The sequence below is a fragment of the Nitrospira sp. genome, assembly GCA_030692565.1.
Lineage (GTDB): Bacteria > Nitrospirota > Nitrospiria > Nitrospirales > Nitrospiraceae > Nitrospira_D.
In genome coordinates, this window is sequence record JAUYAO010000044.1 from 1 (window position 1) to 18462 (window position 18462).

The following is an 18462-nucleotide window of genomic DNA, read 5'->3' on the forward strand; positions in this document are numbered from 1 at the left end:
CCAGCTCCTGCACGGACGGAGGGAGCAGTACCGGCTGATCGACGTCCCAGGATTTGAATGTTTTAGCCATGCCGCCTAGAAACCACAATGCCCGCTGCCTGTCCAGTCCAAAATGCACATTACTCGGACAGGCTCCTAGCAGGCTTCTGACAAATTCGGTGTGCAAAAAAATATGGCGCGAGTATTTCCAGCAATCTTGGAACTACAATTACCACAGGATGCTCAAAAAGGCTGTCCAACAAGGCCGCAGGCGAATCGAAACCGGAGGCGTACCCTCAGGGGTACGTTGAGGATTGTGATGAGCCGAGAACGATGCCGGCGGACCTTTTCAGCATCCTGCTAGAACGGCAGCTGGGAGTCGCGGTTTTCCAGCTTCTTGCGGAGTTCGATCAACTCCTGTTCAAGCGCGGTAAACCGGTCGCTGATAGGATCGGGCAGGTTGGTTTGATCCATCGTCACATCGGGCAACCGTTCGCCCTGTGTCTTGATGACGCGGGCCGGGACGCCGATAACGGTGGAATTGGGCGGGACGTTTTTGATGACGACGGAATTTGCACCGATCTTGACGTTGTCGCCGATTTTGATGCCGCCGAGAATCTTGGCCCCGGCGCCGACGACCACGTGATTACCCAGCGTCGGATGTCGCTTCCCGCGCTCTTTGCCGGTGCCGCCAAGCGTGACGCCTTGAAAAAGCGTGACATAATCACCGACTTCAGCCGTTTCACCGATCACGACACCCATTCCATGATCGATAAAGAATCCGGTCCCAATGGTGGCAGAGGGATGAATTTCAATACCGGTCAGCCAGCGGGCGAGTTGCGACAGCGCTCGCGGCACAAACGGCACACCGTAGGACTTCAACCAATGAGCGACTCGGTAGATGAGCAGCGCGTGGAAGCCGGCGTAGGTCAGAATGACCTCCAACCGGCTGGTGGCCGACGGGTCCCGATCGAAGACGGCCTGAAGATCCTGTCGAATGGCTTTCAGCATGGCAGGGCTATACTACGACGGTGACTGGGCCTCAATCAAACAGACGGCATGGGCCTGCATGCCCTCTTCCCGTCCTACCGCATCGAGGCCTTCGCCGCTCTTCACTTTCACGTTCACTTGATCGGCATCAATCCCCATGCCCTGCGCCATCTGTTTCTGCATGGCAGCAAGGAAGGTGCTCAAGCGCGGAGCTTGGGCCACAATGATGGTATCGACATTGACGACCCGGTAGCCCATTTTCGTCAGCTTCCCCATCACATCTTCGAGGAGCTTGAGGCTGGAGATCCCTTTGTACTTCTGATCGGAGCTGGGATAATGACGGCCTAAATCCCCTTCGCCCATCGCTCCCAGCAAGGCATCGCACACGGCATGGACCAGGACATCGGAGTCCGAATGGCCCAGCAGCCCTTTGGTATGCGGCACCTCGATCCCGCCCAGAATCAGTTTTCGCCCGGCCCCAAGGGGATGCACGTCATACCCGCAGCCCACGCGAATCTTCGTCGCCATTACGATCCTCCCGAACGCGCGGCAGTGCGGGAGCCCAAGATCGCTTCCCCGATCACCATATCTTCCGGTCGCGTTACCTTGATGTTTTCTCCGCTGCCTTCCACGACCACCACGGGATGGCCGACCCATTCAAAAAGAAACGCCTCATCCGTTGCATGCACCGACTCCGCATGCGCCTTGCGATGCGCCGCCTGCAGCCAGTCACACCGGAATGCCTGCGGCGTCTGCGCCAGCCACAGCGGCTGGCGATCGACGGTGCGCTCAATGCGATGTTCAGCCCCGACCTGCTTTACCGTATCACGCATGGGGAGCGCGATGATGGCACCGCCATGCCGGCGTGCTGCCGCCACCACTTCCGCGACCATCTGCTCCGTCAGAAACGGACGAACCGCATCGTGCACGACGACAATTTCCGTTTCTTCCGGAACATGTTCGAGGGCATGGCGAACGGAGTCCTGCCGCTCCCGTCCGCCAGGAACCACTTTAGTGATTTTCGAGAATCCGTACCGCACGGCCAGATCGTTCAGACAATAGTCGAGATCGGCTTGCGGAACGGCGAGGATGATCTGATCAATACACGGGGAAGACTGCAGCACGCGCAGAGAATGAACGACGAGCGGCTCACCGCCTAACGCGAGGAACTGCTTCGGAACTGAGCCGCCCATCCGCAGCCCTTTGCCGGCTGCGGGGACGACCGCGACCACACGTCTATCCACGAGCGACTTGCAGCTCCTCTCGCTCGGCATCTTCCTTCAAGCGGGTAAAAATCATACGTCCGGCGGTCGTCTGCAACACACTGGTCACCACGACATCGACATTGCGGCCGATACACCGTCGGGCATTGTCGACGACGATCATCGTGCCGTCGTCGAGATAGGCCACGCCCTGACCGGCTTCTTTGCCTTCCTTCAAGACGAACACCCGAATGGTCTCTCCCGGCAAGACGACCGGCCGCAACGCATTGCAGAGCTCATTGATATTGAGCACCCGGACACCCTGTAACTCGGCGACCTTATTCAAGTTCAAATCATTCGTCATGATGCGCGCGCCCTTCTTCTTGGCAAAGACGACCAGCTTCGCATCCACTTCCTTCACATTCGGGAAGTCTTCTTCCACAACCTGCACATCGATATCCGCCATTTTCTGAATCTTATTGAGAATATCAAGTCCACGGCGGCCACGAGCGCGCTTCAGGGAGTCGGACGAGTCCGCGATATGCTGCAACTCGTGCAGGATGAACTGCGGAACGAAAAACGTGCCTTCCAGAAAACCTGTTTCACAGAGGTCCGCGACGCGACCATCGATGATGACGCTCGTATCGAGCACTTTAAGACCATTCGAACTGCCGGAGAGATCGGTCGCCCGTGGCTGAGACACGGGAAACTGCTCCTGCCCGAATCGCGCCCCCAGCACCAAACCCAGATAGGGGAACCCGAGGAGAAACACCAGTCCGCCGATGTGAAAGAGGAACGTCTGCACATCGAAGATTTCACCGCCAACCCACTCGACCAGCCCGGTCATTAAGAGCCCGACTGCCAGGCCTGCCGTCGCACCGACAATGATACCGAATGACAATGTTCGTAATGCGTATTCGCCAACGACGATCAGTCCGCCGGTGACCGCCCCGATCCCGAACCCGTACAACCAGAACGCCCCGCTGGCGCTTTCGGCCCGCAAGAACAAAACCATACCCGCCAGCGCACTGAGAAGGATAAATATGGCTCGCGATATCATACCGGAACCCCCTCTCCCTCATGGCGCCCCTCCGGGCACCCTCTCACCCTGTCATGGGCAGGAATATGCCATGCATCATCCGCCCCTGTCCCCTCACCCATTTTCTTCATGACATCGGCAAAGCAGAGTCCGCCTCTGGCGCTTCATGGGCGGGAATATGCGATGCATCGTCCGCCCTTATCCCCACCCATTTTCTTCATGACATCGGCGAAGCAGAGTCCGCCTCTGGCGCTTCATGGGCGGAGCGTCAGATAGATCGTCCGTCCCTGCCGCTTCAACAGCATGAGCGCGGCCTCGTCCTTAGGCAACTTAGCCGCGATGCGCTCGTAGGTCTTCAGCGATGTCACCGGCTGCCGATTGATCTCGATAATCAGGTCGCCTTCCCGGACGCCGGTTTCCTCGGCCGTGCTGCCGGGCTTCACCCGCACCACCACGACTCCGCGCTCGCCGGACTTCATTCCGTACCGGCCGGCCACTTCATCAGTCAGCTCCCGCACGTCCAGATCGGACAGAATGCCGGTTGGCGCCGCCGCTTCAGCCGACTCCTCCTCCCCCGCTTGCGTCATGGATTTCGGCTGCTCGACGATGGCCAGGTCGATCGTTTTCGGCTTCTTGTCACGGATCAGCTTGACGGATACTTTCTTTCCCACCGGCGTCTGCGCCACCGCGTTCCGCAGATGCGTGGGAGAATCCATCGGCTTCCCGTCATACTCTACGATCACATCGGCGCGCTCTACCCCGGCTTTCTTTGCCGGACTGCCGTCCATTACATCGCTGACCAGCACACCTTTGGTGTCGGTGACGCCGAACTGCTTCGCCAATTCCGGCGTCAACTCTTGAATCGACACACCCAGCCAGCCACGGACGACCTTACCAGTCTTGACCAGCTGATCCATGATGGAGCGGGCCATATTGCTCGGGACTGAAAATCCGATTCCCATGTTGCCGCCGCTCTGACTGAAAATGGCGGTGTTGATGCCCGCCAACTCGCCGCGCACATTCACCAGGGCACCGCCGGAGTTCCCCGGATTGATCGCGGCATCGGTTTGAATAAAGTCTTCGTACTCCGCAATCCCTGCCGCCCGACCTAGGGCGCTGACAATGCCCAACGTGACCGTCTGCGTGAGTCCGAATGGGTTGCCGACGGCTAAGACAAACTCGCCGACTTCCAGCAAATCCGAGTCGGCCCACGCCACCGTTGGAAGGCCCGTCGCATCGATTTTCACAACCGCAATGTCGGTCTTGGGATCGGTCCCGATCAACTTGGCTTTGAACTCGCGTTTATCCGAAAGCGTCACACGAATTTCATCGGCCTTGCCGACCACATGGTTGTTCGTGATGATCAAGCCGTTCGACTCAACGATGACACCTGACCCTAAACCGCGTTCCTTCTTTTCTTTCGGCTGTTGCTGCTCAAACCGGCGGAAAAACTCATCGCCGAAAAACTTGCGAAAAAACGGATCCTCAAACGGCGTCGCATGAGCCCCGCCTTCTCCCTTACCAGTCTTGGTCGCATAGATGTTGACGACCGCCGGCTTGACCGCCTTGGCAATCTCGACAAACGTCAGGTTTCCCATCCCCGGCAACACCGGCTGCGGCGCCGTGGCAACCGGCCTGACCAGCGGGGCAACCCCGCTATCCGGAACGGCATGACCGTTCGAGAGCCATCCCAGATCGGAAGCCACCACAAATCCGATGATCATCCCCGCCGTGAGCAGCACCGCGGCGACCATCCAGCTGCGGCTTGATTCAGGCCTCTGAGTGGGTGTTTCCATCATGCTTCCACCTTCATCCAATGAATCGTCGACCGAACAATTATTGAACTTCTCCGGAATAGATCCCCATGATCGTGTGGAGGAACTTTACCGCCTCCGCCTTCGGACGCTGAAAAGAGTTCCGCCCGATGATACTGCCGAACCCGCCGCCGTCCCGGATGGCCCGTGCTTCATCGAACACGTTCTTGTCCTCGCTCTTGGCGCCGCCGGAGAAAATCACAATGCGGCGGCCGTCGAACGAACTCTGCACCACATGCTTGACACGCTCTGCCAGAGTCTTGAGCGGGATTTGGGTCGATTCGTAGACCTTCTTGGCAGCCGCCTGCTCGAGATGGGCGGTCGGCAACTTGACCTTGATGATGTGGGCACCGAGTTGCGCGGCGATCTGCGCCGCATAGGCTCCGACATCCATCGCCGTTTCCCCCTCTTTGCTGAGCGACGACCCGCGCGGATAGGACCAGACGACGACCGCCAGACCGGAGGCCTTGGCTTCTTCCGTAATAGCGCGCAATTGCTCATACATGGTATTGCAATGGGCCGATCCCGGATAAATCGTAAATCCCACGGCCGCACAGCCTAACCGCAAAGCATCCCTGACGCTGCTCGTCACGGACGGCAACGGATCTTTCTCATCGTGCAACACATCGTGGTTGTTCAACTTGAGGATCAACGGAATCTGGCCCGCAAAGTGGCTGGCGCCCGCTTCCAGAAATCCCAACGGCGCGGCGTAGGCATTACATCCCGCGTCGATACCGAGCTGAAAATGATAGTGGGGATTATAGCCAGCCGGGTTGGGGGCGAAGCTACGGGCCGGCCCATGCTCGAATCCCTGATCGACCGGCAGAATCACGAGCTTGCCGGTTCCGGCCAGCTTGCCGTGGCGCAGCATACGCGCCAGATTTGCCTTCGTGCCGGCATTATCACTTTCATACCAACTGAGAATTTCCCGTACCCGATCTGCCATGACAATCCTCCCGGAGAAAATGACGTGAAGAATGCGCCTTACGCCCGGCCCTGAGTAAAGGCTTCGACGGTCTCGACATCGCCCCGACTGCCGATCATCAAAGGAACCCGCTGGTGGAGCTTTTTCGGCTCGATATCAAGAATGCGCGTCGTACCGGTAGAGGCTCGCCCCCCGGCCTGCTCCACCACCAGGCCCAACGGATTGGCTTCATAGAGGAGCCGCAGTTTTCCTTCCGGCTTATCCACTTCGCCCGGATAGAGGTACACTCCTCCGCCGAGCAGGATACGATGCACGTCTGCGACCAGGCACCCCGAATATCGACCGCTGTACGGCCGCCCGGTGGCTTTGTCCGGGGCCTTAAGAAACTCGATATACTTCTGCATGCCGGGAGTCCACTTGTGACGGTTGCCCTCATTCACTGCATAGACTTTCCCTCGCTCGGGAATCTGGATGCGTTCATGCGAGAGCAAGTATTCTCCGATGCTGGGATCCAGGGTAAACCCATGCACGCCACGTCCGGCGGTATACACCAGCATCGTACTGGACCCGAACAACAGGTACCCGGCTGCGACCTGCTCAACGCCTTTTTTCAGCAGATCACTCTCCGTCGGCGGGCGATCGGTCCGCGTATACTTCAATACCGAGAAAATCGAGCCCAAGGGCATATTGCAATCGGTATTGGTCGACCCATCAAGAGGGTCGAAGAGCAGCATGTACTTCCCCTGAGGCCAATTCTCAGGCAGAGAGACCATCTGTTCCATTTCCTCAGAGCCTACCGCACAGACCAGACCGTCGCCCTGGAACGCGCGAAGGAAGGTATCATTGGCGATCTCGTCCAGCTTCTTGACGGTTTCGCCTTGCACATTGGTTTCACCGGTCGTACCAAGGATGTTGATCAGGCCGGCGCGGCGCAGATCATGAGCGATGACTTTCCCGACGAGTCCGATCTGACTCAGCAGGCTGGAAAATTCACCGGTCGCTCCCGGGTGCTCAGCCTGAGTGCGAATGATAAAGCGGCTTAATGTAAGGGGAAATTGGCCCATAGTGCAGGCAGTATAGCGGGTTTACCTGATCCCGGCAACGAAAGTTCGCTCTCTTACTTCGAGTGAGTGACCTCCGGAATTCCGTTCACCAAGTCGGCCACAATCGATCCGATCACCACTTTGGCCTTCATGCGCAACGGAATCCGTCGCTCGTCGGTCGTAAACCACACGCGGATATTCCCCTGATTCAGAAAGATCCCTTGAAACGGCATGATCACAAGGACTTGCGCTGTTTCAAGATTTCCCCAAGACCCTTCCAGCATCTCAATCTTCTCAACCCGCACTTCAACTTGGCGGATCTTCTTATCGTGATAGACCGTCAAGGCTTGAGATGCCCCCTGCTTGAGCGGCAACAGGCTTCGGACATAATAGAGGCAGGAAATCAGATCCTGGGTATCGGCTGGAATCGAGAGGACTTCCGTGATCCCGCCTCGCGTGGCTGAGACGGTGTTGTCTTTCCGATGAAAGATGTACTCGATATCTTCCTTCTTCTTCCCCTCTCGCCTCCGGAAGGTCATCTGTTCCGGCAACAGCGTCGTCAGATCCGTCAGGGATTCGACACGATTGTCGACGGGGAAAAACCGGGTGACCTTGGGGCTCGACACAGCCGTCGTGATGAATTTCCCCGACGGATGATCACCGGCGGCATCGCCTGAACCGACCTCCATCACGGCCGTTCCTGCGCTGATATTCAGAAAGGTAATATCGTAGGTCAGCCGCTCCCCCACCCTGAACGGGCGAGCCGAAGAAAGGGCGCTCTCATCGGCATAGACTAAACTGGGGGTCCCGGCTGAAAGCACGCAGAGTACCCAGGCTAGCACGCACGTTGTATTGGAACGGAGGATCCGTCGGAGCAAAGACCCTAACCCCGGCACTAGCGTTCGAGTTCCCGACGAGCTTCGGCCAACTCGCCTTCTACAATCGCACGAATCGCATCCAGTTTCGCAGGCGTGGCGGCTTCGAATCTGAGCACCAATGCGGGCTGTGTATTCGACGCCCGAATCAACCCCCAGCCATCTTCAAAGACCGCGCGCACGCCGTCGATCGTCACCAATTCACGAACACGACGCTGTTCCGGGCCAAGCCCCTGCTTGGTCTTGGCATACGTTTCGAACCGATCGCGCACCCGCTTGACCACATCGAACTTAATCGCATCGGGAAGATCCACACGAATTTCCGGCGTCACGGTCGTATCCGGAAGATCGGCGACTAGCGCGGAGAGCGGCTTTACGCCTTTGGCAAGAATCTCCACGAGACGGCAAGAGGCGTACACCGCATCGTCATAACCAAAATAGCGATCGGCAAAGAACATGTGCCCGGACATCTCGCCCGCCAAGACGGCCTTCTCTTCTTTCATCTTCGCCTTGATCAGAGAATGGCCCGTCTTCCACATCACTGGACGGCCTCCATGCTGGGCAATATCGTCGTAGAGGCTCTGTGACGCTTTCACTTCGGAGATGATGGTGCTGCCCGGCTTGACCGCCAGAATATCGCGAGAATAGATCACGAGCAATCGATCGCCCCACAACACCTGCCCATGCTCATCCACGGCCCCGATCCGATCCGCATCGCCGTCGTAACCGATACCCACATCCGCCTTGTGCTCCTTGACCGCTTGCATAAGGTCCGCAAGATTTTCCAACACCGTGGGATCCGGATGATGATGCGGAAATCGCCCATCCAACTCGCAATACAGTCCCGTCACCTTACAACCCAGTAGCTCCAGGGCATCCTTCGCAATAAGCGCTGCCACCCCGCTGCCGCAATCAATGACCACGTGCAATCGCTTTGCGTCGACCCCTGCAAAGCTCTTCTTAATATAGGCCAGGTAGTCGGGAATGATGGGGTGCTCTGTCAACGTTCCCTGACCAGAGACAAATTGCCCCTGTTCCATCACTCGCCGCAGCGCCTGAATCTCGTCGCCGTGAATCGCTTCTTTCCCGACGCAAATCTTGAACCCGTTGTACTCGGCAGCGTTGTGGCTCCCGGTAATCATGATACCGCCGTCAACCGGCAAGGTGTGCAATGAGAAGTAGACCAGCGGAGAAGGACAGATCCCGATATCGATCACATTGAGGCCGCCGGCAAGCAACCCCTTGACCAACGCGTGATACAACTCCGGAGAACTCAGCCGGCCATCACGCCCCACGGTGACGGTCTTCGCACCGCGCCCTCGCACATGCGTACAATACGCACGCCCCACCAGCTCGGCAATGTCGACGGTCAGTTCTTTCCCAACGATGCCGCGCAAGTCGTATTCGCGAAACAATCCCATAGCCGCTCCTCTATCTCCTACGCATTTGCGGTTCGTCCGTAATCATCTTTAAATCGCACGATGTCGTCTTCCCCAAGATACGGACCATTCTGAACTTCGATAATATGGACGGTCTCTTTGCCGGGATTCTCCAACCGATGCTTTGTCTCGACGGGAATCGCGGTGCTCTGTCCGACCTGGAGGTCAAACACCTCTTCGCCTCTCGTGACCCGTGCGGTTCCCGCAATCACGACCCAATGCTCGCTCCGCTTATGATGCAACTGCAGCGAGAGACGCCCGCCTGGATTCACCGTCACTCGCTTCACCTTGAAGCCGGCTCCCTCTTCGAGAATCGTGTAGGATCCCCACGGACGATGGACCGTCAGATGCTCCAGATGTTCCGGCGCCTTCTGCTGCTTGAGTATCTCCACCACCTTTTTGACATCCTGCGCGCGAGACTTCGGGCAGACCAGCGTGGCATCGGGCGTATCCACCACCACCATGTCCTCAAGCCCGATGGTGGCGACGACCCGCCGATCGGCATACACAATCGAGCGTGAGCTTTCGAAGTCGACGACCCGTCCGACCAGCACATTTCCAGCCTTGTCCTTCTCGGCCACTTCATCCAGACTTCCCCAACTCCCCACATCAGACCATCGGAATTTCACTGGCACGACTGCCGCCTTGGACGAGAGCTCCATGACTCCGTTATCGATGGAGACAGACGTCGCCCATCGGTAGACTTCGTCGATCGTTTGTTTGGGAGCGCCTGAGGCCTGCAGTTGGGCGATGCGATCCACGACTTTGCCGAGCGCAGGCTGATGCGTCCGAATTTCTTCGAGGATCGTCGCGGCGCGCCACACAAACATCCCACTGTTCCAATAGTACTGCCCTGCCTTGAGATACTGTGCGGCCTTGGCGGCGTTCGGCTTCTCTACGAATTTATCGACGCGATACCCTTTGAGCGTTCCCCGCGTACCTAAAAGCTTTCGTCTATTCGGCTTGATATAGCCATAGCCGGTTTCCGGCCTGATCGGTTTGATCCCGAATGTCACGAGATAGCCCGCATCCGCTAGTTGCGAAGCCAACCCCACGGCGGCTGAAAATTCCCTTTGCCCGGACACCACATGATCGGCCGGCACCACCAGCATCAGTCCGTCCGGATCGCGCCGCACGACTTCGAGCGCCGCCAGCGCAATCGCCGGTGCGGTGTTCCGCCCTTCAGGCTCCAGAACGAATCCGTCTTTCAGATCATGCTTCCAGTCGCCCAGCTGTCCACGAATCAATTCCGCCTGAGCCGCATTCGTCGAAATGAGCACCTGAGTCGACGGAGCACACCCCAGCACCCGCTGCATGGTCTGTTGAATCAGCGTCTGCTCTCCACCGATTTTCAGCAATTGTTTGGGAAACAATTGCCGGCTCAGCGGCCAAAACCTGGTCCCGCTTCCCCCGGCCATGATCACCGGATACAGATTGTGCTTTCGCGCCTTCATAAGCGATCCCCTTCTTCTCAACACACCGTATTCACGCTACATCCACACGCGCACTGAGCAGCATCTCCGCAATTTCTCGCACGGCCCCTTCCCCACCTTTTTTCCGACACACATAGTGCACGGCGTCGCACACGATGGGCATACCGTCCGCCGGAGCGGCCGAGAAGCCGACCGCGCGCAGCGCCTCAAGATCATTCACATCGTCACCGATATAGGCGACCTGGCTCAATGACAACCCGTGGCGACCCGCCATCTCGCGAATCACCGTGAGCTTATCCATCACCCCCTGATGCAACTCTGGAATCGCGAGCTTTTCAGCGCGCCGCGCTACAATCTTCGTTCGTTCCTGCGTGACGATCGCCGTCACATAGCCGGCCTTTTGCAACAGCTTGATCCCCATCCCGTCGCGGGTGTTGAATTTTTTCCACTCGTCGCCAGATTCGGAATAGTACATGCCCGCATCTGTCAACACTCCGTCGACATCCGTAGCAAACAGGCGAACTTCGCCCAGCCGGCTCCGCTCAAGGGCCTTCTCTTTCATCGTGTTCTCGTTTCCAGACATGGACGTCCTCTCACCTAGCAAAAGCTACGGATGGCAGGAGCCTTCTGCACCATCTTACCGATTCACCTGCTCGTTACAAAGGAAAATTGAATTGGACAAAGAAAGAGACGATAGCCAACAACCCTACGGATGGACCGAAACCAACGCCCGCTCAGCCTTGACGAACTGGTTCAGAGCCGCACGCCAGTCCCGAGGCGCCAGACCCAGCTGCGCTAACCGCTGCTGTCCGAGCACCGAGTAGGGGGGGCGCAGAGCCAGTCGTCCTGCTTCCGCCGTCGAGATGGGAAGAACTGAAATTTCGAGGTTCATTTCCTCCACAATCGCCCGGGCAAATTCGTACCAGGTACAATCTCCCCGGTTGGTCACATGCAGAATACCTCGTACCGATCCTGCCGCCATCGCCTGAATGACTGCGGCCAGATCTTCAACGGAAGTGGGGGATCCTCGTTGATCGTCGACTACCCGCAGAGAGGATTGCGTCTGAGCTGCACGCATGATCGACTTGACGAAATTTTTCCCCATTGCGCCGTAGAGCCATGCCGTACGAACGATCAGAACATCCGCCCCGGACTCCGCCACCGCTTGCTCACCTCTCCATTTCGACAGCCCATAGGCATTGATGGGAGCCGGCGCATCCTCTTCGTTGTAGGGGTGTCGCTGAGTGCCGGGGAAGACATAGTCCGTCGAGATGTACAGCAACCGGGCGCCCACTCGCGCTGCCGCCCGGGCCACCTGCGCGGTTCCGTACGCATTGATCGCCATCGCTCGATCGGGTTCGCGCTCGGCCCCATCCACATCGGTATAGGCTCCGGCGTGAATAATGAGATCTGGCCTTGCCTCTGCGACACCCTCTTCTACCCGCGATCCAGTGAGGTCGAAATCAGGAAGATCTTTCAGGATGACCGTCTCGGAAGCGAATATCCGACGTAATTCGCACCCCAATTGTCCGTTGGCACCGGTGATCAGGACCCGCATACCGTCCCTTCTTCCAATCGACGACGATACTGCTCTTCGTAGTAGCGCTTGAACTCACCCGACTTGATCGGCCGCCACCAGGATTCGTGCGCTTGATACCACCGGACCGTTTCGCGGAGCCCATCAGCAAACGACACGACCGGCTTCCAGCCTAGTTCCCGCAATCGGCTGCAATCAACCGCATACCGGCGATCATGGCCGGGGCGATCACTGACATACCGCAATAAACTCTTCGGTTGCCCCAGAGAGTCGAGAATCATCTCAGCAACCGTGAGATTCTCGCGCTCATTCCCCCCGCCGATGTTGTAGGCCGTCCCGGGCTCTCCGTGCAGGAAGACGTGCTCGATCCCCGCACAGTGGTCCTCGACAGCAAGCCAGTCGCGGCACTGACGGCCATCGCCATAGAGCGGAAGGAGCTGTGCATCGATCGCATTGGTGACAAACAGAGGAATGAATTTCTCCGGGTACTGGTGAGAACCATAGGTATTGCTTCCCCTGGTCACGACCACGGGGAACTGGTAGGTTGTCCCATAGCTGAGGGCCAGCAACTCCCCGCCCGCCTTGCTCGCGGAGTAGGGGCTGCGAGGCGCCAGTCGATCGGTTTCACGCGATGTCCCGGTTTCGACACTGCCATACACTTCATCAGTACTGACTTGGAGAAATCGGCGGACCCCTGCCTGGCGGGCCGCTTCCAGTAACACGCCCGTCCCCACGACATCGGTCCGCGCAAAGCTGCCCGGATCGAGAATAGATCGATCGACGTGCGTTTCCGCAGCGCAATTGATAACCCCGTCGATCTGATGCTCCCGGATCACCGATTCCACCAGCGGCTGATCGCAGATATCCCCCTGGACAAACCGGTAGCGGGGATGCTGCTGCACAGATTCGAGGTTGGCCAGATTGCCGGAATACCGCAGGGCATCGAGATTGATGACCTGATGCTCAGGCCTGGCCAGCAATCGGCGAACGAGATGGGATCCGATAAATCCGGCGCCGCCGGTGAGGAGGATCTTCATTCAGTCCTCGAGCTTATTCGCCCCGGTCTGACTAACCAATTGATTGGCGAGATGAAGAGACTCAATGGTGCCGGCATCGGTCCACCAGCCCTCAAGCAGATCCCACGTCAGCGTACCTGCGTTGATGTAGGCATTGTTGACGTCGGTAATTTCCAATTCGCCTCGCCCAGACGGTTTCAGCGTTTTGATAATGTCGAATACCTGTGCATCATAGAAATACAGCCCTGTCACCGCATAGGCCGATCTGGGATAGGCCGGCTTTTCTTCGATCTTCAGCACACGCTCGCCGTCCAACACCGGCACACCGAACCGCTGCGGGTCTTTCACTTCCTTCAGGAGAATCTTCGCCCCGATCTTCTGCTGCCGAAACGCCTCGGCGGCACGGGCGATATTGCCTTCAATAATATTGTCGCCCAAGATCACGCAGATCGCCTCGCCGTCCGCGAAATGTTCCGCCAGCCGAAGCGCATCGGCAATCCCGCCTTCCCCTTCCTGATAGGTATAGTTCAGGTGTCTCAGCCCGAATTCCTTGCCATTCCCCAAAAGCCTGAGAAAATCGCCGGCATTGTTTCCACCGGTGACGAGCATGATGTCTCGAATCCCTGCATTGACCAACGCCTGGATCGGGTAATAGATCATTGGCCGGTCGTAAATCGGCAGAAGATGCTTATTCGTAACTTTCGTGAGGGGCATGAGCCGGGTCCCCAGCCCGCCTGCCAGCACAACACCTTTCACAATCAACCCCTCCCCATCTGAGCCATCTTCGCCGCCTCTGCCTCGTTTATATCGGTTGATACCCGTTAGAACTATAGAGGGAAGAGGCTGTTTTTCCTACCAGATTTGTATTCAACGATGGAGGCGGGGAAGGCACCTGGTCAGGACACCCGTTGAGGAACCGACGGCGTGAAACTCGGAATCCGTTGCCGGAGTTGCAGCAGGAGGTCATCTTCATTCCACTGCAGGAGATTCGTTCCAAGCTGATCCAGCCAGCGGTCGAGATCGGCCTGCGGGAGCGGGCTGACCGCACGATTGATCTTTTCATGGGCCGTTGATTCGGTCTGTTCACTTTCATCAAACAGCTCCTCGTACAGCTTCTCCCCCGGGCGCAACCCGGTGAACTGGATTTCGATGTCCTTCCCCGGCACCAAGCCGGAAAGCACGATCATGTTCCGGGCCAAATCCACAATCTTGATCTGCTCACCCATATCAAGCACAAACACATCCCCGCCTTGCCCGATCACACTCGCTTGCAGCACCAGCTGAACGGCTTCAGGAATCGTCATGAAGAATCGTTTGATCTCCGGATCCGTCACCGTAATCGGGCCGCCTTTGCGAATCTGCTCCGTAAACAAGGGCACGACACTGCCGTTACTCCCCAAGACATTCCCGAAGCGGACCACGGTATATTTGGTCCGACCGCGGTGATTAAATCCCTGAATGACCTGCTCCGCTATGCGCTTGGTCACACCCATCACACTCGTGGGATTGACGGCTTTGTCCGTTGAGATCAACACGAACCGATCGACCCCCGCCGCCAACGCCGCTTCAGCGACGATACGGGTGCCCAGCACATTATTCCGAACTGCCTCCTTCGGATTCAGCTCCATCAACGGCACATGTTTGTGGGCCGCCGCATGAAAAACGAGGTCAGGACCCGTCTGACGAAACACTTCGGCCACCCGTTCAGGAACCGTGACATCGCCGATGATAGGAAGAACACCGACCGCAGGAAATGTCGCACGCAGCTCTAACAGCAACGCATGAAGGGAGTTTTCATAACGTTCAAACAACACCAAGGATTCCGGCCGGTACGATGCGATCTGGCGGCACAACTCGGATCCGATCGATCCTCCCGCCCCTGTTACTAACACCGTCTTACCCGCGATCAGCGGATGCAATTCCTGCCGGTCGGTCTGAATCGGTTCGCGCTGGAGCAGATCTTCCAGACTCATCGGTCGCACTTGCTGGAGCGATACCGGATCGCCTAAGAGCTGCTTCATATTCGGCAGGATCTTGATCGGCGCCGTACAGCCTTCAGACGCAGCGAGAATCTTCTGCTTGGTGCCGGTCCCGGCAGACGGCAGGGCCACAATAATCTCGTGGACTTCCAGCCGATCCGCAGCCCGCTTGATGTCAACGATCGTCCCGACCACGGGCACCCCGTGAATCTTCATCTTTCGCTTCACGGGATCATCGTCGATGAATCCCACCGGACGGCTGTTGAAGCTGGGGTCTGACAACATATCTCTGGCCAACAGTTCTCCGGCATGCCCAGCTCCCACAATAAGGACCCGCCGAGCCGTCGGCGCCACGATTTGAAGCCACTCCCGAAACCAGCGTACCGCAAGTCGAATCCCGGCAATATAGAATCCACTCAAGAGGCCGGTCAAAATGATTATCGAACGTGGATACTCAGCCCATCCAAACCCCACATGAAATATTACAAAGAAGGCGACAGATCCTGTCAGCGTCGCCCAAAATATCCGTCCCAAGTCATGGAGCCCAACATAACGCCACAATCCGCGCTGAATCCCGAACACCCAGAGACCGCCCCAATAAATCAGAAGAACAGCAGGGAGATATCGCCACATGATCACGTCAAAAGGTGGCTGAATGTTCCCTTCAAAACGGAGGAGGAAGGCCGTGAGATGCGCCGCGACAATTAGGCCAAGATGGGTCGAGACGACAAGAATCGACCTAAAGCGCAGCACAAGCTGGCCATACTTCGCCGCAATTGCATGAAAAACCCGCGTCGCAGTACGCCTCACGCTACTCCTTACACCCTCATTTTATACTTGCTGCCACGGACGGGTTTCCTGTTGGGCCAGCATAAGCATTGCTGCCTCAATCACCCGACCTATCAATAGCTGCTGCAGACAGTCGCTCACACTACTGACGTGACGCCCGCAGCCTTCGTGAAGGCATGGCACGCAATCGCCTTCTCCCTGCAGCACGTAGACATTGCCTTGTCGTTGGGACCCTGCCTTCTTCCAAGGGCTTGGGGAATCGGCAGGCCAATCGTTCGGCCACGGCCCCCACTTGACCGGATTCGAGGGACCGAACAGTGCAATGGTCGGCACGCCAAGCGCCGCAGCCATATGTGTCACGGCGGTATCCGTCCCAACATAGAGCGCCGCCCGGCTCAGTATGGACCCAAGCGCGCGCAACGTGACCAGGCCCGTCAGATTAATGACGTCGGAAGGGAGCCCTTCCAATATCCGGGCGACTGTAACACGCTCGTCTGCGGAAGTCCCTCCCACCACCACGACTTTTAGACCACAGTCCCTGATCCATCGACCCAGCATGGCCCAGCCAGACACAGTCCAGGCCTTATAGACAAACTTGGGCGTCACATGAAGAACGGCGTAGCGCTCGCTTCCCTCCATACCCGGAAACACCGCTCGCGCAGCCACCTCATCTTCAGCAGCCCAGGTCACAACCGGGGTCGCAATCGCGGGCACTCCGAGCAACGTGAGTAAGCGCAGATTCATGGACACCGTATGCGCATCGTAATTGTCGAATGATTCCTGGGCATCAAGCAACAACCGCTTCCACCAGGACTTCCGCCCAGGAGTGACGGTCGCCACAGAACGCCGGCCGGCCGCCCAGGCATAGAACACCGGTCGGTCACCAGGCAAAACTGACAAGGCAAGATCGTAACGGCGCCAAATCTTCGACAGCAGCGTCAACGACTCCCGGACAGAAGCTCTCGTGGGTATGGTCCACACTCGGCGGATATCTGGATTGGCGGCGACAACGTCCTCCGTCCCGCTGAACACCAGCATGTCGATCGCAGCATGAGGCGCAGCGGCCTTCAGCGAGCGGATAACCGGCGTGGCCAGTAACACGTCGCCGATTCGCCTGGTGCACACCACCAGCACGCTTTCATACGCCTTGTTCACCGCCACCTTTTACTGGATCGCTGCCACACAGCCGTAAGCCCCCTCAAGCTCCTTGGACGATCTGCCTAGCCAAAGACCTCGACTGCATGATGTCTTGGTAGGCAGCCGCTGTCACGGCAGCGGTCTTGTTCCAGGTGAGTTGCCGCACTAATTGCTGTCCCTTCTCCGCCACCTGCTGTCGGACATGAGGGTCCATGAGTTTGAGCAGGGCCGCCGCGATCTCCTCCGGGTCCTGAGGGTTCGAGAGAATCACCGCTTCTCCCTGTCGAATCAATTCGGCAGTTCCATTATACGTCGATGAGCTCATGACCGTGGCAACCCCAGCCGCCATGGCTTCAAGCGGGGCAAGCGGACAGGGGTCAGCCAGGGTTGGCAGAACATACATATCAGCGATGGAGTAGATCCGATCAATACTGTCGACCAATCCCAAAAACCGAACTTCGGAACCCAGATGCAAGCTATCGACCAGCTTCTTGTAGGACTCGATTCGCTCCCCTCCGCCACCGGCAATGAGCAACTTGAATTGCGCGCGCGGCACCTTGGCAAAACCTTGCAGGAGCGCATCCAACCCCTTCCTTTTGAACTCCGTCCCGACAAACAAGACAACCAGGTCATGGATCCCGATATCCCATCGAGCTCGAAGCTCATCCCGGTCATGCTTCGAAATATCCACGGTCGCAGGTGACACCTCGACTCCGGTATAGGCCAGTCTGAACCGCTCATCAGAAAGGGAATACTGCGATTGAACATTTCGCTTTACCTGATCCGACACGGCGATCACGACTCGCGCCGGATCGTCAGCAAACTGTTTCCGCTCCAGCCACAACCAAGCAAGCTTCCGGGGACTCACCGCCATCCTCATCCAGCCCAGCATCCGTTTCCACGGTCTCTCTGCTGCGATACCGGAAGACTTGAAACACGGCGATTGCACCGTCATCACATCGAAGGTTGAAACCTTTTCAAACGAATGCACCACATCAAACCCCTGCACGACCGCCCTGCGACAACAAAAGGAGAACAACAGCTGATTCAACCAGGCCGGTTTGCGAGACACTCTGGGGATCTTGTGAAACGTAATAGGTTCAGGCCCGGCAAACGACCACTCCTGCGCGAACACATGCATCTCGTGATCTGACGCCAAGCGCCGCACGACCTCCATGGCATACTTTTCCGCGCCCCCGGTGCGCAGAAACCGTTTGATCAGCACCGCAATCTTGAGTCTTGGACGGAGGGTTACCAATGACACC

Annotated in this window: 17 protein-coding genes; all 17 read right to left on the reverse strand. The window is 57.7% G+C overall.

Annotated elements, in window-relative coordinates:
• Nucleotides 1-339 precede the first annotated feature (339 nt).
• A complete protein-coding gene (gene cysE / locus Q8N04_11320; protein MDP3091262.1) occupies nucleotides 340-990 on the reverse strand; it encodes a serine O-acetyltransferase in 651 nt (216 codons plus the stop codon).
• A 12-nt stretch (nucleotides 991-1002) separates the two neighbouring features.
• Complete coding sequence (gene ispF / locus Q8N04_11325; protein MDP3091263.1) at nucleotides 1003-1497, reverse strand: 2-C-methyl-D-erythritol 2,4-cyclodiphosphate synthase; 495 nt, start codon at nucleotides 1495-1497, stop codon at nucleotides 1003-1005.
• On the reverse strand, nucleotides 1497-2213 hold the full coding sequence (ispD, locus tag Q8N04_11330) for a 2-C-methyl-D-erythritol 4-phosphate cytidylyltransferase (protein MDP3091264.1): 717 nt from the start codon (nucleotides 2211-2213) through the stop codon (nucleotides 1497-1499). The genes ispF and ispD overlap by 1 nt, the downstream gene beginning before the upstream one ends.
• A complete protein-coding gene (locus Q8N04_11335; protein MDP3091265.1) occupies nucleotides 2206-3231 on the reverse strand; it encodes a TRAM domain-containing protein in 1026 nt (341 codons plus the stop codon). The genes ispD and Q8N04_11335 overlap by 8 nt, the downstream gene beginning before the upstream one ends.
• A gap of 233 nt (nucleotides 3232-3464) precedes the next feature.
• Nucleotides 3465-5009 carry a DegQ family serine endoprotease gene (locus Q8N04_11340; protein ID MDP3091266.1) on the reverse strand — a complete coding sequence of 515 codons (1545 nt, stop codon included), beginning with the start codon at nucleotides 5007-5009 and terminating at the stop codon, nucleotides 3465-3467.
• 37 nt (nucleotides 5010-5046) lie between these two features.
• Nucleotides 5047-5970, reverse strand: coding sequence for a class I fructose-bisphosphate aldolase (locus tag Q8N04_11345; GenBank protein ID MDP3091267.1), 924 nt, complete (start codon nucleotides 5968-5970; stop codon nucleotides 5047-5049).
• Between the two features lie 38 nt (nucleotides 5971-6008).
• Nucleotides 6009-7013 carry a class 1 fructose-bisphosphatase gene (gene fbp / locus Q8N04_11350; GenBank protein ID MDP3091268.1) on the reverse strand — a complete coding sequence of 335 codons (1005 nt, stop codon included), beginning with the start codon at nucleotides 7011-7013 and terminating at the stop codon, nucleotides 6009-6011.
• 53 nt (nucleotides 7014-7066) lie between these two features.
• Entirely contained in the window at nucleotides 7067-7813 is a 747-nt protein-coding gene (locus Q8N04_11355) for a DUF3108 domain-containing protein (GenBank protein ID MDP3091269.1), read from the reverse strand.
• A 74-nt stretch (nucleotides 7814-7887) separates the two neighbouring features.
• Nucleotides 7888-9288, reverse strand: a complete 1401-nt coding sequence (locus tag Q8N04_11360) for a phosphomannomutase/phosphoglucomutase (GenBank protein MDP3091270.1) — start codon at nucleotides 9286-9288, stop codon at nucleotides 7888-7890.
• Between the two features lie 17 nt (nucleotides 9289-9305).
• Complete coding sequence (locus Q8N04_11365; protein ID MDP3091271.1) at nucleotides 9306-10760, reverse strand: mannose-1-phosphate guanylyltransferase/mannose-6-phosphate isomerase; 1455 nt, start codon at nucleotides 10758-10760, stop codon at nucleotides 9306-9308.
• Nucleotides 10761-10791: 31 nt separating this feature from the next.
• Nucleotides 10792-11301: an HAD hydrolase family protein gene (locus Q8N04_11370; GenBank protein ID MDP3091272.1), complete on the reverse strand. Its 510-nt coding sequence runs from the start codon at nucleotides 11299-11301 to the stop codon at nucleotides 10792-10794.
• A 144-nt stretch (nucleotides 11302-11445) separates the two neighbouring features.
• Nucleotides 11446-12297: a dTDP-4-dehydrorhamnose reductase gene (gene rfbD / locus Q8N04_11375; protein ID MDP3091273.1), complete on the reverse strand. Its 852-nt coding sequence runs from the start codon at nucleotides 12295-12297 to the stop codon at nucleotides 11446-11448.
• Nucleotides 12285-13313 (reverse strand): dTDP-glucose 4,6-dehydratase, encoded by a 1029-nt coding sequence (rfbB, locus tag Q8N04_11380; GenBank protein ID MDP3091274.1) that lies wholly within the window; start codon nucleotides 13311-13313, stop codon nucleotides 12285-12287. Before rfbB ends, rfbD begins: the two co-directional genes overlap by 13 nt.
• On the reverse strand, nucleotides 13314-14048 hold the full coding sequence (locus Q8N04_11385; protein MDP3091275.1) for a sugar phosphate nucleotidyltransferase: 735 nt from the start codon (nucleotides 14046-14048) through the stop codon (nucleotides 13314-13316).
• Between the two features lie 140 nt (nucleotides 14049-14188).
• Nucleotides 14189-16081: a nucleoside-diphosphate sugar epimerase/dehydratase gene (locus Q8N04_11390; GenBank protein MDP3091276.1), complete on the reverse strand. Its 1893-nt coding sequence runs from the start codon at nucleotides 16079-16081 to the stop codon at nucleotides 14189-14191.
• 21 nt (nucleotides 16082-16102) lie between these two features.
• Nucleotides 16103-17215 (reverse strand): glycosyltransferase family 9 protein, encoded by a 1113-nt coding sequence (locus Q8N04_11395; protein ID MDP3091277.1) that lies wholly within the window; start codon nucleotides 17213-17215, stop codon nucleotides 16103-16105.
• Nucleotides 17216-17258: 43 nt separating this feature from the next.
• Nucleotides 17259-18461: a glycosyltransferase family 4 protein gene (locus Q8N04_11400; GenBank protein ID MDP3091278.1), complete on the reverse strand. Its 1203-nt coding sequence runs from the start codon at nucleotides 18459-18461 to the stop codon at nucleotides 17259-17261.
• Nucleotide 18462 lies beyond the last annotated feature (1 nt).

What these genes read in the sequence shown, in the direction of transcription:
- cysE (MDP3091262.1), bottom strand. Translation starts at nt 990, where the DNA reads ATGCTGAAAGCCATTCGACAGGATCTTCAGGCCGTCTTCGATCGGGAC.
- ispF (MDP3091263.1), bottom strand. Translation starts at nt 1,497, where the DNA reads ATGGCGACGAAGATTCGCGTGGGCTGCGGGTATGACGTGCATCCCCTT.
- Q8N04_11335 (MDP3091265.1), bottom strand. Translation starts at nt 3,231, where the DNA reads ATGATATCGCGAGCCATATTTATCCTTCTCAGTGCGCTGGCGGGTATG.
- Q8N04_11340 (MDP3091266.1), bottom strand. Translation starts at nt 5,009, where the DNA reads ATGATGGAAACACCCACTCAGAGGCCTGAATCAAGCCGCAGCTGGATG.
- Q8N04_11345 (MDP3091267.1), bottom strand. Translation starts at nt 5,970, where the DNA reads ATGGCAGATCGGGTACGGGAAATTCTCAGTTGGTATGAAAGTGATAAT.
- fbp (MDP3091268.1), bottom strand. Translation starts at nt 7,013, where the DNA reads ATGGGCCAATTTCCCCTTACATTAAGCCGCTTTATCATTCGCACTCAG.
- Q8N04_11360 (MDP3091270.1), bottom strand. Translation starts at nt 9,288, where the DNA reads ATGGGATTGTTTCGCGAATACGACTTGCGCGGCATCGTTGGGAAAGAA.
- Q8N04_11365 (MDP3091271.1), bottom strand. Translation starts at nt 10,760, where the DNA reads ATGAAGGCGCGAAAGCACAATCTGTATCCGGTGATCATGGCCGGGGGA.
- Q8N04_11370 (MDP3091272.1), bottom strand. Translation starts at nt 11,301, where the DNA reads ATGAAAGAGAAGGCCCTTGAGCGGAGCCGGCTGGGCGAAGTTCGCCTG.
- rfbD (MDP3091273.1), bottom strand. Translation starts at nt 12,297, where the DNA reads ATGCGGGTCCTGATCACCGGTGCCAACGGACAATTGGGGTGCGAATTA.
- rfbB (MDP3091274.1), bottom strand. Translation starts at nt 13,313, where the DNA reads ATGAAGATCCTCCTCACCGGCGGCGCCGGATTTATCGGATCCCATCTC.